The sequence below is a fragment of the Streptomyces sp. NPDC006487 genome (assembly GCF_042870555.1).
Classification (GTDB): Bacteria; Actinomycetota; Actinomycetes; order Streptomycetales; family Streptomycetaceae; genus Streptomyces.
Genome location: NZ_JBIAHN010000001.1, coordinates 150,845 through 166,341 on the forward strand (window position 1 = coordinate 150,845; position 15,497 = coordinate 166,341).

The following is a 15,497-nucleotide window of genomic DNA, read 5'->3' on the forward strand; positions in this document are numbered from 1 at the left end:
GGCCGTACGAGGGCTGCTGCAGAAAGGGCCGACCCATGGCGCACACGGCTGGTGCCCGGGGCACGAACAAGGTGGCGCAGTTCCTGGAGAGCCCGTTCGTCGGGTTGTCCCCCTGGATCGTCTTCGCCCTCGTGGTGGGGCCCGGGCGCTTCGAGTGGGCGGTGGGGCTGGCCCTGGCCATCTCCGTCTGCCTCGTCGTCGGCAGCCGTCTGGTCAGTCCCGGCTCTTCGCTGAAGATCCTGGAATTCGCCGACGTCGTGTTCTTCACGGTCCTGACGGTGGTCGGGGCCTTCGCCAGTGACGGCACACGGCGCTGGCTGGAGACATACGCGGGCGAGATCTCGAACATCGCCCTCTTCGCCATCGCCCTCGGCTCCATCCTGGCCGGGGTGCCGTTCACCCTCCAGTACGCCCGGGAGCAGGTCGACCGGAAGTTCTGGGACTCGCCCGTCTTCAAGCGGACCAACTACCTGATCACCGGGGTCTGGGGGCTGGCCTTCCTGATCAACGCGATCGTGGGGGCGTACGGCGACCTCGTGCTGCGCGACCCGGACAACATGTGGACCGGCTGGATCATCCAGGTCCTCACCATCGTCGGAGCGCTGCGCTTCACCCGCCGGTACCCGGAGGTCGTGCGGGCCCGTGCCCAGGCCGGCGCCGAGGGACAGGCCCCGACCGGTTCCTGACGCACGAGCCGCGGGGGCCGCCGCGGATCGCGACGGCCCCCGCGGTTGCGAGGCGGTGGATCAGCCGGTGAAGCCGGCCGTGATGGAGGTGAACTGCCAGTCGCTCTGGGCGATGCCGGAGCAGGTCTCCTGCAGGCCGCCGCCGGGGCAGCCGCGGTCGCGGTTCACCGACCAGAAGGCGAGGCGCGCGATGTGGTGGGAGTTGGCCCAGTTGCGGATATCGGTCCAGTTCTGGACGGTGGTGGTCTCCTGGGTGTCGCTGATGCCGTTCATGCCCGAGATGCCGATGTGGGAGTACGCGGTCGCGTCGTCCCAGCCGTAAGTGGACTTGAGCTTGGCCTTGAGGCCCTCGGTCGCGCTGACGGTGCTGGCGTACATGTCCGTCGAAGCGTTGCCGAAGTCGAACGGCATGATCGTGAAGACGTCGATGCCGGCGTTCAGCGCCTTGGACTGCTCGATCAGGCGGTTGCCCCAGCTGGTCGGGCCGGTGGTGGAGGTGCCGAAGGTCAGGATGGTCTTCAGACCGGGGTTGTTCTGCTTGACGATCTTGAGCGCGCCGAGGATGCGGTCCTGGACCACGGCGTTCTCGAACTCGTCGGTGTTCTCGATGTCCACGTCGATGGCCTTGAGCCCGTACGCGTTGATGACCTGCTGGTACGCACCGGCCAGGGCCTCGGCGCTGGAGCAGTTGGGGCCGAGCTTATTGCCCTGCCAGCCGCCGATGGAGGGCACGATGTCGCCGCCCGCCGCGCGGATCGCGGCGATGGTGCTCTGGTCCACGCCGCCGGTCAGCGGGCGCTGGCCGTCCCAGGACGGGTTGCAGCCGCCGGAGGAGAGGATGAACGCCATGGTGAACCACTTGGTGCCGGTCGCGTTCATCACCGTGGTCGGGCTCGGCGGGTTGCCCCAGCCGAGGTAGAGGTACGGAGCGGCCTGCTTGAAACCGGCCGGCGGCGTGGTCCCGGTGTCGGTGGTGACGTTGACGGTGTTCGAGGCCGCCGAGGTGTTCCCCGCGGCGTCGCGGGCGCGCACGGTGAACGCGTAGGCGGTGCTGGGGGTCAGGCCGCTGACGGTCGCGCTGGTGGCGGCGGAGGTGGCGACCTTCGTCCCGCCCTGGTAGACGTCGTAGCCGTTCACGCCGACGTTGTCGGTGGACGCGGTCCAGCTCAGGGACGCCGTGGTGGAGGTCTTGCCGGTGGAGGTGAGGCTGCCGGGCACGGTGGGCGCCTGGGTGTCGACGGTGCCGCCCGGGCCGTCCAGGGTGATGTCGTCGGCGTAGTAAGTGCCCTGCCCGTACCAGCCGTTGAGGTAGATCTCGGCGCTGGTCTGGGAGGCGCCGGTGGTGAAGGCGACGGTCAGTTTGGTGTACGCGGCGGCCGAGGGGGTCCAGGTGGAGGCGCCGCCGGTGACCCCGAGGTAGACGTAGCTGCCGCGGACCCAGGCGGAGAGCGTGTAGCTGGTGTTGGGCTGCACGGCGACGGTCTGGACGCACTTGGCGTTGTCGCTCGCGCCGGCGGCGCCGGCCAGGGCCTTGCTCCCGCCGTGCACCGGTGAGCCGACCACGGAGCCCAGCCCGCCGGAACAGGACCAGCCGGCCGTGGTGCCGGACTCGAAGTCGCCGTTCGAGAGGATGTTGGCGCCGAAGGCCGCCCCGGGGGAGGTCAGCACCGCGGCCGCGCCGAGCAGGGTGGCGCCGAGGGCGCAGGCCAGCCGTGTGCGGGTTCGGTTTGGGGTACGCAAGGAAGTGCCTCCAGTGGGAGTGGGGGGACGGCGTGGAGCGCGAAGCGTGGGCGTGCGGCCTGCCGGGGGCGCGTGGGGACGGGACGGCGGGCCCGTGGGTGGGGCCCTGTGGCCGGGCGGGCGTGGGGAGTTGACGTCGTATCCGCTTCGTGGCCGGGAACCTAATCCTCCGGAAGGACCGCCGTCAACAGGTCTGGACCAACTGATAGGTGGTTATCTCAATCGGAAGGTTTACTAACCGTGGTGCTTGACAAGGCTCCCGCCCCTTCGGAAGCATGACGCGGTGCCAGCCTTCCGCCCCCACCACGTCGCCGTCCTCGTCCTCGAAGGGGCGAAACCCCTCGACGTCGGCATCCCCGCACAGGTGTTCACGACCCGCGCGAGCATGCCCTACGAGGTCCGGGTGTGCGGCGCCGCGCCGGGACTGGTGACCGGCGGTGACGGACTGTCGTACTCCGTCGCCCACGGCCTCGAAGCCCTGGCCTGGGCCGACACCGTCTTCGTTCCCGGCTACCGGTTCCCCGACCGCGAGGACCCGCCGCGGGCCGTCGTCGACGCGCTGATCGCCGCCCACGAACGGGGCGCGCGGCTCGCGGCCATCTCCACGGGAGCCTTCGCGCTCGCCGCCACGGGCCTGCTCGACGGCAAGCGGGCCACCACGCACTGGCACTACACCCGGGCCCTCGCGGCGAAGTGGCCGCTGGTCCGGGTCGACGAGAACGTCCTGTTCGTCGACGAGGGCTCCGTGCTGACTTCGGCCGGCGCCGCCTCGGGCATCGACCTGTGCCTGCACGTCCTGCGCAGCGACCTCGGAGTGGCCGCCTCGAACCACACGGCCCGGCGGCTGGTCGCGGCCCCCTACCGCAGCGGCGGGCAGGCCCAGTACGTGCGGCGCAGCGTGCCCGAGCCGCTCGGCCCGCGGTTCGCCGCCACCCGCGAGTGGGCGCTGCACCGGCTCGGCGAACCCCTGACCCTGGAGACGCTCGCCCGGCACGCGGCGGTCTCCCCGCGCACCTTCTCGCGGCGGTTCGCCGAGGACACCGGGTACACGCCGATGCAGTGGGTGATGCGCGCCCGCATCGACGTGGCCCGCGAACTGCTGGAGCTCTCGGAGCGGAGCGTGGAGCAGATCGCCGCGGACGTGGGCCTGGGCACGGGCGCCAACCTGCGGCTGCACTTCCAGCACATCCTGCGGACCACGCCGAGCGAGTACCGGCGCACCTTCGCCCGGGGCGAGTGACGGGAATGGCGCGGAGCCGCTGAGCGCGGAGCAACCGCCGGACGGTGCGGTGCCGCCGCCGGACGGTGGGCGCGGCCGCCGGAGCGTGCGGTGCCGCCGCCGGACGGTGGGCGGCCGGCCGGACCGTGCGGAGCCCTCCGCCGGAGCGTGGCGCGATCCTTGCGGACCGTGGCGATCGCGCCGCTGTCGCGGACGCCCGGGAGAGGCGAACCTGGTGGCGAACCCAAGGGACAGGGAACAGGGAGACACCATGACTCGCATCGCCATCAACGGATTCGGCCGCATCGGACGCAACGTGCTCCGCGCGCTGCTCGAACGCGACAGCAAGCTCGAGGTCGTCGCGGTCAACGACCTCACCGAGCCCACCACCCTCGCGCGGCTGCTCGCCTACGACACCACGTCCGGCCGGCTCGGCCGGCCGGTGACCGTGGACGGGGACGTCCTCGTCGTCGACGGCCGCCGCATCAAGGTGCTCGCCGAGCGCGAGCCGGCGCAACTGCCCTGGGCCGAGCTCGGCGTGGACATCGTGCTGGAGGCCACCGGCCGCTTCGCCACGGCCAAGGCCGCCCGCGCCCACATCGACGCCGGGGCCAAGAAGGTGCTCGTCAGCGCACCGGCCGACGGTGCCGACATCACGCTCGCCTACGGAGTGAACAGCGACTCGTACGACCCGGCGCTGCACACGATCGTCTCCAACGCCTCGTGCACGACCAACGCGCTCGCGCCGCTGGCCGCCGTACTCGACGAGCTCGCGGGCATCGAGCACGGCTTCATGACCACGGTGCACGCCTACACGCAGGAGCAGAACCTGCAGGACGGTCCGCACCGAGACCCCCGGCGCGCCCGCGCCGCCGCCGTGAACATCGTGCCGACCACGACGGGCGCCGCCAAGGCCATCGGCCTGGTCCTGCCGAACCTGGACGGCAAGCTCTCCGGCGACTCGATCCGCGTCCCCGTTCCCGTGGGATCGATCGTCGAGCTGAACACCACCGTCGCCCGCGACGTGACCCGCGAGGACGTCCTGGCCGCCTACCGCGCCGCCGCCGAAGGGCCGCTCGCCGGAGTGCTGGAGTACTCGGACGACCCGCTCGTGTCCTCCGACATCACGGGCAACCCCGCCTCGTCCATCTTCGACTCGCAGCTCACCCGCGTCGAAGGCCGCCACATCAAGGTGGTCGCCTGGTACGACAACGAGTGGGGCTTCTCGAACCGTGTCATCGACACGCTCGAACTCCTCGCGAGCCGCTGAGGCCCGGCACCCGCTCACGGGGCGCGCCGCGGACCGGGTTTCCGGTCCGCGGCGCGCTGCTTTTACCGTCCCTTCCCGGCCATGCGCAAGGCTTGAACCAGAAAATCCTTGATGTCGCACTAGACTGGCGGGTTGTTTGGCGCTGGACCGGAACAACCTGGGCAGACCCGGGCTCCGCCCGGCGACCCGGAGGGTTCCGGGAACACGACGCGAGGGCCGATGGCAGCCACACCAGAGCACGGTGAAGTCACTCTGCTCGACGACGGGACCGGGCTCGACGAAGGGCCCGCGCCCGACGCCGGGGACGGGCCCGCGGAGTCCGGCAAATCGGCCCTGTTCTCCGCCGGATCCGCCGCCCCGACGCGCACCCTCGTCGATGTCTTCGAGGCCTCCGTACGGGCCCACCCCGACGAGCTCGCCCTGGATGACGGGGCCACCCGGCTGACCTACCGGGCGCTCGCCGTCGAGGTGGAGCGCCGCCGCCAGGCCCTCGCGGCCGCCGGGGTGGGGCTCGGCGACCGGGTCGGCGTACGCGTGCCGTCCGGGACCAACGAGCTGTACGCGGGCATCCTGGCCGTCCTCGCGGCGGGCGCCGCCTACGTGCCCGTCGACGCCGAGGACCCGGACGAGCGGGCCGACCTGGTCTTCGGCGAGGCCGGAGTACGGGCCGTCCTGGGCGCCGGCCAGCGCATCGAGGCCGCCGCACCGGGCAAGGGCGCCGGCCCCGCACACGCTCCGGCCGCCCGCCCCGGACCCGAACACGACGCGTGGATCATCTTCACCTCCGGCTCCACCGGCAAGCCCAAGGGCGTGGCCGTCAGCCACCGCAGCGCCGCCGCCTTCGTGGACGCCGAGGCCGCACTGTTCCTCACCGAGGAGCCGATCGGACCCGGTGACCGGGTCATGGCCGGACTGTCCGTGGCCTTCGACGCCTCCTGCGAGGAGATGTGGCTGGCCTGGCGCTACGGCGCCTGCCTCGTCCCCGTCCCCCGCTCCCAGGTCCGCAGCGGCGCGGACCTCGGCCCCTGGCTGGCGGAGCAGGAGATCACCGTGGTCTCCACGGTGCCGACCCTGGCCGCCCTGTGGGAGCCCGAGGCCCTCAACGAGGTCCGGCTGCTGATCTTCGGCGGTGAGGCCTGTCCGCCCGAGCTCACCCAGCGCCTGGTCACCGAGGGCCGCGAGGTCTGGAACACCTACGGCCCCACCGAAGCCACCGTCGTCGCCTGCGCCTCCCTCCTGACCGGCGAGGAACCGATCCGCATCGGCCTCCCGCTGGCCGGCTGGGAACTGGCCGTCGTCGACGAATCCGGCGAACCGGTGCCCATGGGCGGCAGCGGCCAGCTCGTCATCGGCGGCGTCGGCCTGGCCCGCTACCTCGACCCCGAGAAGGACGCGGAGAAGTACGCCCCGCTGGAATCCCTCGGCTGGGAGCGCGCCTACCGCAGCGGCGACCTCGTCCGCGCGGAACCGGAGGGCCTGGTCTTCCTGGGCCGCGGCGACGAGCAGATCAAGCTCGGCGGCCGCCGCATCGAACTGGGCGAGGTGGACGCGGCCCTCCAGGCACTGCCCGGAGTCGCCGGCGCGGCCGCCGCCGTCCGCACGGCGCGCAGCGGCAACCAGCTCCTCGTCGGATACCTGGTCACCCAGGAGGGCTGGGACCACGCCGCGGCCGTCACCCGGCTCCGCGCCGAGCTTCCCGCAGCGCTCGTACCGCTTCTCGCACCGGTCGAGGAGCTGCCCACCCGCACCTCCGGCAAGGTGGACCGGAACGCACTGCCCTGGCCGCTCCCGGACCTGGAGACCAGCGGCCCCACCGAGCAGCTCTACGGCACCGAGGCCTGGCTCGCCGAGCAGTGGAGCGAGACCCTGGGCGTGGCCGTCACCGGCGCCGCCGACGACTTCTTCGCCATCGGCGGCAGCAGCCTCGCCGCCGCCCAGCTCACCACCCGGCTGCGCACCCGCTACCCGAGCGCGGCCGTCCTCGACATCTACCAGCAGCCCACCCTGCGCAAGCTGGCCCGGCACCTGGAGAAGTCCGCACAGGACGACGGTGCCGTCCGGACCGTCGCCCCCGTGCCGCCGCGGACCAAGGTGATCCAGTCCCTGCTGCTGCTCCCGCTCTTCACCCTGATCGGCCTGCGCTGGACGGTGGCGGTGCTGGCGCTCGGCAACGTACTGCACTGGTTCGGGGCCTATCCGTGGGCGCCGGCCGCCTCCTGGTGGCTCGTCGCCGCCGGGGCCGCACTGCTCTTCAGCCCGCCCGGCCGCCTCGCGATCGCGGCCGGCGGCGCCCGCCTGCTGCTGCGCGGGGTCAAGGCGGGGCGCCACCCACGCGGCGGAAACGTTCACCTGCGGCTGTGGACGGCCGAGCGGCTGGCCGAGTACTCCGGCGCCACCTCGCTCACCGGCTCCTGGCTGGAGCGCTACGCACGGGCCCTGGGCGCCAAGATCGGCCCCGAGGTGGACCTGCACTCGCTGCCGCCCGTCACGGGCATGCTCAAACTCGGCCGCGGCTGCGCCGTGGAGTCCGAGGTGGACCTCTCCGGCCACTGGCTGGACGGGGACCGGCTGGAGATCGGCGCCGTCAAGGTCGGCGCGGGCGCCGTGGTCGGCACTCGCAGCATCCTCTTCCCGGGCGCCCGCGTCGGCAAGCGGGCCGAGGTGGCCCCCGGCTCCGCCGTCGTCGGCCAGATCCCGACCGGCCAGCGCTGGGCCGGAGCCCCCGCCGGCAAACTCGGCAAGGCCAAGCGGAACTGGCCCAAGGAACGCCCGCCGCGCGGCCTGCCCTGGCGCGCCGCCTACGGTGCGGCCGGCTTCTGCCTCACCTCCCTGCCCGTGCTCGCCGCCCTGCCCGCCCTCCTCGTGGCCGGCCGGTTCGTGCCCGCCGACGCCGGGCTCGGCCGGGCCCTGGCCGGAGCACTGCTCGCCGTGGTGCCGGGGGCGCTCGCCTTCGGGTTCGCGTACGCGACCCTGCTCCTGGTCTCCGTACGCCTCCTCAGCCTCGGGCTGCGCACGGGAACCCATCCGACGCACAGCAGGATCGGCTGGCAGGCCTGGACGGTCACCCAGCTGATGGACCTCTCCCGGGAAACCCTCTTCCCCCTGTACGCCGGGCTGATCACACCGGTGTGGCTGCGGCTCCTCGGCATGAAGATCGGCCGGGGCGCCGAGGTGTCCACGGTGCTCGCGCTGCCCAGCCTCACCACCGTCGGCGAGGGCGCGTTCCTCGCCGACGACACCCTGACCGCCCCCTACGAGCTGGGCGGCGGCTGGCTGCGGATCGGCCACTCCGAGATCGGCCGACGGGCCTTCCTGGGCAACTCCGGCATGACCGCGCCGGGCCGTTCCGTGCCGGACGACGGGCTGGTCGGCGTCCTCTCCGCCACCCCGAAGAAGGCCAAGAAGGGCAGCTCCTACCTGGGCCTGCCGCCGGTCCGGCTGCCGAGGTCCGCAGCGGGCGCCGACCAGAGCCGGACGTACGATCCGCCCGCACGGCTGCTGTGGGCGCGCGGGCTCGTGGAGCTGTGCCGGCTCGTCCCGGTGTTCTGCTCGGCCGCGCTGGGCGTGGTGACCGTGGCGGCGTTCTGCGCGCTGGCCGGGGCGGACGGGCCCGGGTTGTGGGGGACCGCGCTGCTGTCCGGAGCGGTCCTGCTCGCCGCCGGGGTGGCCGCGTGCGTGGTCGCGGCGGCCGCGAAATGGCTGCTGGTGGGCCGCCACCGGACGGGCGAGCACCCGCTGTGGAGCGGCTTCGTGTGGCGCAACGAACTGGCCGACACGTTCGTCGAGGTCCTGGCCGTGCCCTGGCTGGTCGGCTCCGTGCCCGGTACGCCGGTGCTGTCCCTGTGGCTGCGCGCACTCGGCGCCCGGATCGGCCGCGGCGTGTGGTGCGAGAGCTACTGGCTGCCCGAGACCGACCTGGTCACCCTGGGCGACGCGGTCAGTGTGAACCGGGGCTGCGTGTTGCAGACGCACCTCTTCCACGACCGGATCTTGAGGACGGATACTGTGGTCCTCCGTGAGGGCGCCACCCTGGGCCCGGGTGGAATCGTCCTGCCCGGGAGCACCGTCGGCGCCCGCAGCACACTGGGTCCGGCCTCCCTCGTGATGGCCGGGGAATCCGTTCCCGCCGACACCCGCTGGCTGGGCAACCCGATCGAGGCGTGGCGGCCCTGACGGGCGGGTCCGACAGGACGGGCCGGCACCACCGCACGTCGTACGAGCACAACGCAGGGAGCGGAAGCGGCAGTGAACGGCCAGAAGACAGCGGCATCGGACCCGTACTTTCCGGCCAACGGCGACCCCCGTTACCGCGTGCACCGGTACGAACTCGCTCTGGAGTACCGTCCCGGCCCCAACCGGCTCGCCGGGACGGCCCGGCTCAGCGCCATCGCCGGACGGGCTCCGCTCACCGAGTTCCACCTCAACCTGGCCGAGTTCAAAATAGGCCGGGTCCTGGTCAACGGCAGGGCGCCGCACTACAGCCACCGGGGCGGCAAACTCCGCATCCGGCCGCCCAAGCCGCTGCCCGCCGGCGCGGCCTTCACCGTGGAGGTGCACTGGGCGGGCAACCCCACCCCGGTGCGCAGCCCCTGGGGCGGACTCGGCTGGGAGGAACTGACCGACGGCGCGCTCGTGGCCAGCCAGCCGGTCGGTGCTCCCTCCTGGTACCCGTGCAACGACCGGCCCGCGGACAAGGCCTCGTACCAGATCTCGGTCAACACCCCCTCCGCGTACACCGTCGTGGCCGGTGGCCGGCTCCTCACGCGGACGACCCGGGCCTCCACCACCACCTGGGTGTACGAGCAGCCCGCGCCGACCTCCAGCTACCTGGTCGGCCTGTCCATCGGCATGTACCAGACGGTGCTGCTCGGCGACCCCGGCCTCGGCGGAGTCCCGCAGAGCGCCCACGTACCGGCGCACCTGCTGCCCCGGTTCTCCCGGGACTTCGCGCGGCAGCCCGCCATGATGGCGCTGTTCGAGGAGCTGTTCGGCCCCTATCCCTTCGGCGAGTACGCGGTGGTCGTCGCCGACGAGGAGCTGGACGTGCCGGTGGAGGCCCAGGGGCTCTCCCTGTTCGGCGCCAACCACGTCGACGGCGTACGCGGCTCCGAGCGGCTCATCGCCCACGAGCTCGCGCACCAGTGGTTCGGCAACAGCGTGACCATCGCCGACTGGCGGCACATCTGGCTCAACGAGGGCTTCGCCAAGTACGCGGAATGGCTCTGGTCGGAGCGCTCCGGCGGCCGCACCGCGCACGAACTGGCGGCCGCCGCACACCGCCTGCTGTCCGGGCAGCCGCAGGACCTCCTGCTGGCCGACCCCGGACGCAAGCTGATGTTCGACGACCGCCTCTACCAGCGCGGCGGCCTCGCCGTGCACGCGATCCGCTGCGCACTGGGCGACGGCCCGTTCTTCCGCATGCTGCGGGAGTGGGCCACCGTGCACCGCCACGGAGTGGTCACCACGGCGGGCTTCACCGCGCACGCTTCCCGCTACGCGCTCGAACCGCTGGACGACCTGTTCGCGGCCTGGCTGTCCGCGCCGGCCCTCCCGCCGCTGCCCGCGCCGGCCCCGGCTGCTTAGAGCCATCCCCACCCCGGTCCCACGGGATGGGCCGAAGGTCGCCGGAGGCGTCCTTGGAGTAGACCTGGACGGCGAAGGACTTCGTCCCGCCGTCGGTGTTGCGGGCCGTGACCGTCACCGCCGACGGCCCTTCGTCGTCGGTGCTGACGCCGCCGAGCGTCATCGCGGGGAGTCTGCGCGCCCAGGGGCCGGGCACCGCGCTCGGCGGCGTCGTGGGAGGTTCACGCCGGACCCGGGGCAGGGGTTTCCCCTCCCGGTGAGGTGGTCCAGACGAGGGGGTACCTTTCGCTCCCCGCCCGGTCGACCCACCGGAGCCGGTCCCGGACGATCCCGCGCCGGCTCTCCGGGATGCGGTCCGCCAGCCCGCTCAGCAGGTCGCGCATCCTGCGCAGGGCCATCGGGGAGCCGGCGGCGGAGGAGAGCACGTCGTCGACGGCCGTCCGCAGGTAGTGCTCCCAGTCCGGCACCGGGATCGTCACCCGCAACCGGCCGCCCTCGTCGGCGAAGTGGCCGATGCCCAGATCCAGGCCGCCGAGTCGGGTCAGCAGGTCTTCGAGGCGGTCCATGCTCTCCACCGCCGTGGCCGGGTCGTTGACGGCGGGGGACAGAGCGCGCAGCGCGATGTCGGCGAGGAGGCGGAAGGGCAGGTCGGGGTCCTGGTCGAAGGTGCGCTCGACTCCAGTCTCCAAAGCGCCGCGCAGCGCCGCCTCGGGGAGCTCGCCTCCGGTCACCCCGGCCAGCGTCATGCCCCGTGACACGGCCGTTCCCGGGGAGACGAGGAAGGCGATCGAGCAGTCGTGCTCCTCGGCCAGGGCGACCAGGGTGCGGACGTCGATCTGCTGGATCACCACGGCCGGTCCGGACCAGAGGACGGCGGTGGAACCGGCGGCCCGGGGCGGCGGGCCCGCGATCGTGGCCGCGTCCGGGTCGTACGGCCGTACGTACACGTCGTCGAACAGCCGGTGCGCGCGCGTGGCGATCGCAGTCAGGGAGTGGCCGAGCTGGATCGAATGGAACGCCCTGGTCTGCAGGGTCCGCATGAGGGCGAGCGCGATCAGCGTGAGCACCATGGCGGTGCCGGGAACGAGGGTCGACACGGTCGTCCTGCGGGCGCCGACGGCCAGTCCCGAGGTGATGCTGAAGACGAACACGCCGACGGTGAAGGCGAAGGTGCGCCACACGATCGGGTCGTCGCGGAAGAGGCCGAGGCGCGGAGTGAAGGTGCTGGCGGAGAACTGGATGACCAGGAACAGCATCGAGTAGATGATGCTCACCAGGCTGATGACGCCGAACCCGAGCGTGAACAGGAGCGTCACCACGGGTCCGGCATCCACCTGGGGGCCCGGCGAGATCCTCGGGACCAGCACCCCCAGGGCCACGCCGGCGACCGCGCAGACGAGCTGGGCCAGATCCCGGCGCATCGCGCGCGGGGGAGGGCGGAACGACGCACCCCGTCCGGGTCGGCGGTCCCGGACCCGGCGGCGCGCGGGGTCGTCAGCCGAGCCGGACATCCAGCCTCCTCCAGGTCCCGGTGAACGCATCCTTCCGATGAGGATGCAACCACGGGAGCCGCGAGAGCGGGCGGCGCAATGCCGGACGCATGCCGTTTCGGGGGAGTCTTGCCGTCCGGGTGCGGGCGGGGCGCCCGGTCGAACCGACCGCGGCCGTACGCCTCCCGTCAACGGGGCTGCCACACGGCGGATTCCGGCCACCGGATAGGGTCCTGCCATGATCACGGCCCGAGCCGCATCCAGCGCGAAGCGGGCCCGCCGTCCGGCGGGTGCGCTGCGGCTGCTGTGGCTGGCCGCCCTGCTGTTCGCCCTCCTGTACACGCATGCCGCCGGAGCCGACAGCGCCTCGGCGCATGTCGCCCGCGGCGCCGTCCCCGTCGTACACCTGGACGCCGTCGGTGCCGACCGTGCCGACGGCGCGGATCCTCACGGCGCCGCGGCGCCCCGCGGGCACGATGGTGATGGTGATGGCGACGGCGATGGGCACGGCGACGGCGATGGGCACGGCCACCCGGCCGAGGCGTGCGTCTCAGGTCATCCCCAGCAGGGTGCGGAGCTGCCCGAGCCACCGCTGGTTCCCCTCGGCGATCTGTCCCCCGCCGTCGCCGCGCTGCGGCCGGGCCCGTGGGCGCCGACCGTCCCGTCCGGCTTTCCACCCTTGCGAAGCGTCATCGGCTCCGTGGTGCAGCGGGTATAGAACCGGGCGCTCCGCCCCGCTCTGACCCGACTCTCATCGCAGACCCCGGCCCGCCCTCGCGTGGCGGACGGGGCGATGAGCCATGCATGCAGCATCCAAAGGAACTCGTACGTGACTTCGCCCCAGCTCCTCGGTGCCCGGACCGCGGACACCTCGCCGGACGCTCCCGCCACGGGACGCGCCGCCCGGCGCAAACACATCGCCGGCCTGGCCCGGAAGCGGTCCCTGGCCGCCCGGTACCTCGGCTACGTCGGCTACTTCGTCGGCGCCGGCCTCATCAGCGGCGCCGTCGTGCACCACCCGCTCGACCCCGACCGCTACACCCGCATCGCCGTGTACGGGGCCCTCGTCTTCCTCGCCGCGACCGCCCTCAACGAGTTCGTGCTCACCAGGGAGCGTCCCGGACTGCCCCGTCTGCTGCTGGTGATGGGCGCCTCGCTGCTGCTGTCCTTCGGCATCGGCATGCTCAGCGGCGGCCTCCAGCACTTCGACGACTTCCCGGCCCGCGGCGCCGTCCTCGTCCCCGCCGGACTCGTCGTCTCCTTCGTCGCCTACGTGATCAGGGACGCCGACACCCCGGCGCGCCGGATCTTCGGCCTCATCGGCCTGGCCGTCCTCGTCACCGCCGCACTGGCCTTCCTCGGCCTGCGGGAGGTCGCGGCCTCCATGGAGAGCGCGCCCGGCGGCGGCCACAGCCACGGCACCGCGGAAGAACCCGCCGCGGACGACCATGCTCCTGCCGCCACCCCGGCGAGCCCGGCGGTGCCCGCCCCCGGCGCCCCGCCGACCGTGGAGCCCGCTCCCGCGCGGACGCCGCACGACGACGGTCACGCCCACTGAGCCACGGGGAGGGGCGGGCTCGCCCGTCCCTCCCCGTGAGGTCGTGGGCGGTGTACTCCCGTGCGCCCCCATGTGCCCCTTCGGCGGCCCGGGTGATTCCGTTTACGGTTCCGGGCCATGAGCGGATACGCAAAGGAACCGGCCACGCCGACGGAAATCAGCACCCGCGACCTGCCTCCCTCGGACCGATGGTCCACGACCCCGGTGGTGCCGGCCCCGGTCTGCCGTCTGGAAAACTTCCTGGGTGCCGAACGCGCCGCCCGCTTGCTGAAGTACGCGATAGCCCGGCAGCCCGACTTTCGCGCCGGAACGGTCCTGGATCCGCTGTCGGGCCAGGTTTCCCGCAAAGGCCGCAGCTCCCTCGTCCTCCCCGTGACCAGCTCCGTGCTGAGCCGGCACCTCGCGGACTGTCTGCCGCTCGTCCAGGAGGTGCTCGGTCACCGGGCCGCGCTCACGCGGACCTCGACGGTCCTGACCGCGCACGGCGAAGGGGGGCACTACGGCATGCACACCGACGCCTCACGGGTCCGCGACGTCGGTACGGCCCTGTCGGCCGTGTACTACCTCCACCGCAGGCCCCGCGGCTTCGACGGTGGCCAACTCCGGCTGTACGACACTCTGCTGGCCGGTGGCGCGGCGCAGCCCGCGGAGTCCTACCGCACCGTCGAACCCGAGCACGACACCATCGTCTTCTTCCCGGCGAGCGCCTTCCACGAGGTCGTCCCGTCCACGTGCCCCAGCGGGCAGTTCGCCGATCACCGGTTCACCCTCACGACGTGGATCAGCGGTGTCGAGTCCCAAGCCGCGGTGCACCGCCCGCCGTTCGGGATCCTTTCGTGGATGGCCCGCGCGGCCGAACACACCCGCCCGCTGACGGACATCGGGCACGACCACGACCACGACCACGACGGTGCCGGCCCCATCGCACTCCCGGCCGCCGACCCCGCGACCCGGCTCGCGCTCCCGCCGGCCCGTACGACGTCCCGTACGGCGCCTCGTTCGCGCTGATGCCGGAGAGGGGCCGGCCAACGGGGCAGGCGCCGTTCCGCCGAGTGACGGGGCCGACCGCGTCCCGACGCACGCGGCCGCGGCGGTCAGTCGCGGTAGGCGGCGGTCGCGATCCGGACGAAGGAGCGGACGAGCGGGTTGGTGTCGCCCCGGTTCCAGGCGGCCACCACGCGGCTCGGCGCCATGTCCGTCACCGGTACCACGGCAAGCTCCGCGGGCGTGCCGTGCCCGAGGGGGGTCATGCCGACCGTGCCGTTCCACAGCACGGCCTGCAAGCACTCCTGGACGGCGCGCACGGCCGGGCCCTCACGGGGCTCGCCGCCGTTCCAGTAGGCCCGCCACAGCGGGTCGGTGCCGTCCGGGAACTGGAACCACGGCCGGTCGGCCAGGTCGGCCAGCGTCAGGTGGTCGCGTCGGGCCAGCGGGTCGTCGGCGCGGAGCACGGCTCCCACCGGGTCGGCCCGCAGCTCGCGCAGGGTCAGGCCGGTTCCGTCGAACGGGGCGCGGGTCAGCGCGATGTCCACCAGTCCGGCGCGCAGCCCGCACGTGGGATCGGTCAGGTCGGTCTCGCGGATGCGTACCTCGACCCCGGGATGCTGCCGGCGGTACGCACCGGCCAGCCGGGTCGCACCCGGATCGGTGGAGTCCCCCAGGACGCCTACGGTGATCACCGCGGCGCCGGCCGCCGCCGCCACGCGCGTGCGCACCCGGTCGGCCCGTTCGAGCAGGGCGTACGCCTCGTCGAGGAGCACCGCCCCCACCGGAGTGAGCGCGACCCCGGCGGGCGACCGGTCGAACAGCGCGGCGCCGACCTCGGTCTCCAACTGCTTGACGGCCCGGCTCAGCGGCGGCTGGCTCATGTGCAGCCGGGCGGCCGCCCGGCCGAAGTGGAGTTCTTCGGCGACGGCCACGAAATAGCGCAGCGTGCGCAGCTCCATGACCG

Annotated in this window: 11 protein-coding genes; 8 read left to right on the forward strand and 3 right to left on the reverse strand. The window is 73.0% G+C overall.

From position 1 onward, the window contains the following. Positions 1-35: 35 nt before the first annotated feature. On the forward strand, positions 36-686 hold the full coding sequence (locus ACFYM0_RS00710; protein WP_388495256.1) for a hypothetical protein: 651 nt from the start codon (positions 36-38) through the stop codon (positions 684-686). 60 nt (positions 687-746) lie between these two features. Here ACFYM0_RS00710 and ACFYM0_RS00715 read toward each other — a convergent pair whose 3' ends face one another. After that, entirely contained in the window at positions 747-2,426 is a 1,680-nt protein-coding gene (locus ACFYM0_RS00715; RefSeq protein ID WP_388495257.1) for a carbohydrate binding domain-containing protein, read from the reverse strand. 283 nt (positions 2,427-2,709) lie between these two features. Here ACFYM0_RS00715 and ACFYM0_RS00720 point away from each other — a divergent pair, with 283 nt between their 5' ends. From ACFYM0_RS00720 to ACFYM0_RS00735, 4 genes are all read left to right on the forward strand, one after another. Beyond that, a complete protein-coding gene (locus tag ACFYM0_RS00720) occupies positions 2,710-3,666 on the forward strand; it encodes a GlxA family transcriptional regulator (RefSeq protein ID WP_388495258.1) in 957 nt (318 codons plus the stop codon). Positions 3,667-3,916: 250 nt separating this feature from the next. After that, a complete protein-coding gene (gap, locus tag ACFYM0_RS00725; protein ID WP_388495259.1) occupies positions 3,917-4,915 on the forward strand; it encodes a type I glyceraldehyde-3-phosphate dehydrogenase in 999 nt (332 codons plus the stop codon). A 219-nt stretch (positions 4,916-5,134) separates the two neighbouring features. After that, complete coding sequence (locus ACFYM0_RS00730; protein ID WP_388495260.1) at positions 5,135-9,088, forward strand: Pls/PosA family non-ribosomal peptide synthetase; 3,954 nt, start codon at positions 5,135-5,137, stop codon at positions 9,086-9,088. Between the two features lie 72 nt (positions 9,089-9,160). Beyond that, positions 9,161-10,498: a M1 family metallopeptidase gene (locus ACFYM0_RS00735; RefSeq protein WP_388495261.1), complete on the forward strand. Its 1,338-nt coding sequence runs from the start codon at positions 9,161-9,163 to the stop codon at positions 10,496-10,498. Between the two features lie 221 nt (positions 10,499-10,719). On the opposite strand, the gene ACFYM0_RS00740 is transcribed toward ACFYM0_RS00735, so the two are convergent. Beyond that, positions 10,720-12,009, reverse strand: coding sequence for a DUF2254 family protein (locus ACFYM0_RS00740; RefSeq protein ID WP_388495262.1), 1,290 nt, complete (start codon positions 12,007-12,009; stop codon positions 10,720-10,722). A gap of 217 nt (positions 12,010-12,226) precedes the next feature. Here ACFYM0_RS00740 and ACFYM0_RS00745 point away from each other — a divergent pair, with 217 nt between their 5' ends. From ACFYM0_RS00745 to ACFYM0_RS00755, 3 genes are all read left to right on the forward strand, one after another. Next, positions 12,227-12,706 (forward strand): hypothetical protein, encoded by a 480-nt coding sequence (locus ACFYM0_RS00745; protein WP_388495263.1) that lies wholly within the window; start codon positions 12,227-12,229, stop codon positions 12,704-12,706. 111 nt (positions 12,707-12,817) lie between these two features. Continuing rightward, complete coding sequence (locus tag ACFYM0_RS00750; RefSeq protein ID WP_388495264.1) at positions 12,818-13,546, forward strand: hypothetical protein; 729 nt, start codon at positions 12,818-12,820, stop codon at positions 13,544-13,546. Between the two features lie 117 nt (positions 13,547-13,663). Further along, positions 13,664-14,554 carry a 2OG-Fe(II) oxygenase gene (locus ACFYM0_RS00755; protein WP_388495265.1) on the forward strand — a complete coding sequence of 297 codons (891 nt, stop codon included), beginning with the start codon at positions 13,664-13,666 and terminating at the stop codon, positions 14,552-14,554. An 86-nt stretch (positions 14,555-14,640) separates the two neighbouring features. Here the strand turns inward: ACFYM0_RS00755 and ACFYM0_RS00760 are convergent, their stop codons facing one another. After that, complete coding sequence (locus ACFYM0_RS00760; protein WP_388495266.1) at positions 14,641-15,492, reverse strand: LysR substrate-binding domain-containing protein; 852 nt, start codon at positions 15,490-15,492, stop codon at positions 14,641-14,643. Between the last annotated feature and the right edge of the window lie 5 nt (positions 15,493-15,497).

Bases quoted from the DNA above. Each gene is read 5' to 3' on its own strand.
- ACFYM0_RS00710 (WP_388495256.1), top strand. From the start codon at position 36: ATGGCGCACACGGCTGGTGCCCGGGGCACGAACAAGGTGGCGCAGTTC.
- gap (WP_388495259.1), top strand. From the start codon at position 3,917: ATGACTCGCATCGCCATCAACGGATTCGGCCGCATCGGACGCAACGTG.
- ACFYM0_RS00730 (WP_388495260.1), top strand. From the start codon at position 5,135: ATGGCAGCCACACCAGAGCACGGTGAAGTCACTCTGCTCGACGACGGG.
- ACFYM0_RS00740 (WP_388495262.1), bottom strand. From the start codon at position 12,009: ATGTCCGGCTCGGCTGACGACCCCGCGCGCCGCCGGGTCCGGGACCGC.
- ACFYM0_RS00745 (WP_388495263.1), top strand. From the start codon at position 12,227: ATGATCACGGCCCGAGCCGCATCCAGCGCGAAGCGGGCCCGCCGTCCG.
- ACFYM0_RS00755 (WP_388495265.1), top strand. From the start codon at position 13,664: ATGAGCGGATACGCAAAGGAACCGGCCACGCCGACGGAAATCAGCACC.
- ACFYM0_RS00760 (WP_388495266.1), bottom strand. From the start codon at position 15,492: ATGGAGCTGCGCACGCTGCGCTATTTCGTGGCCGTCGCCGAAGAACTC.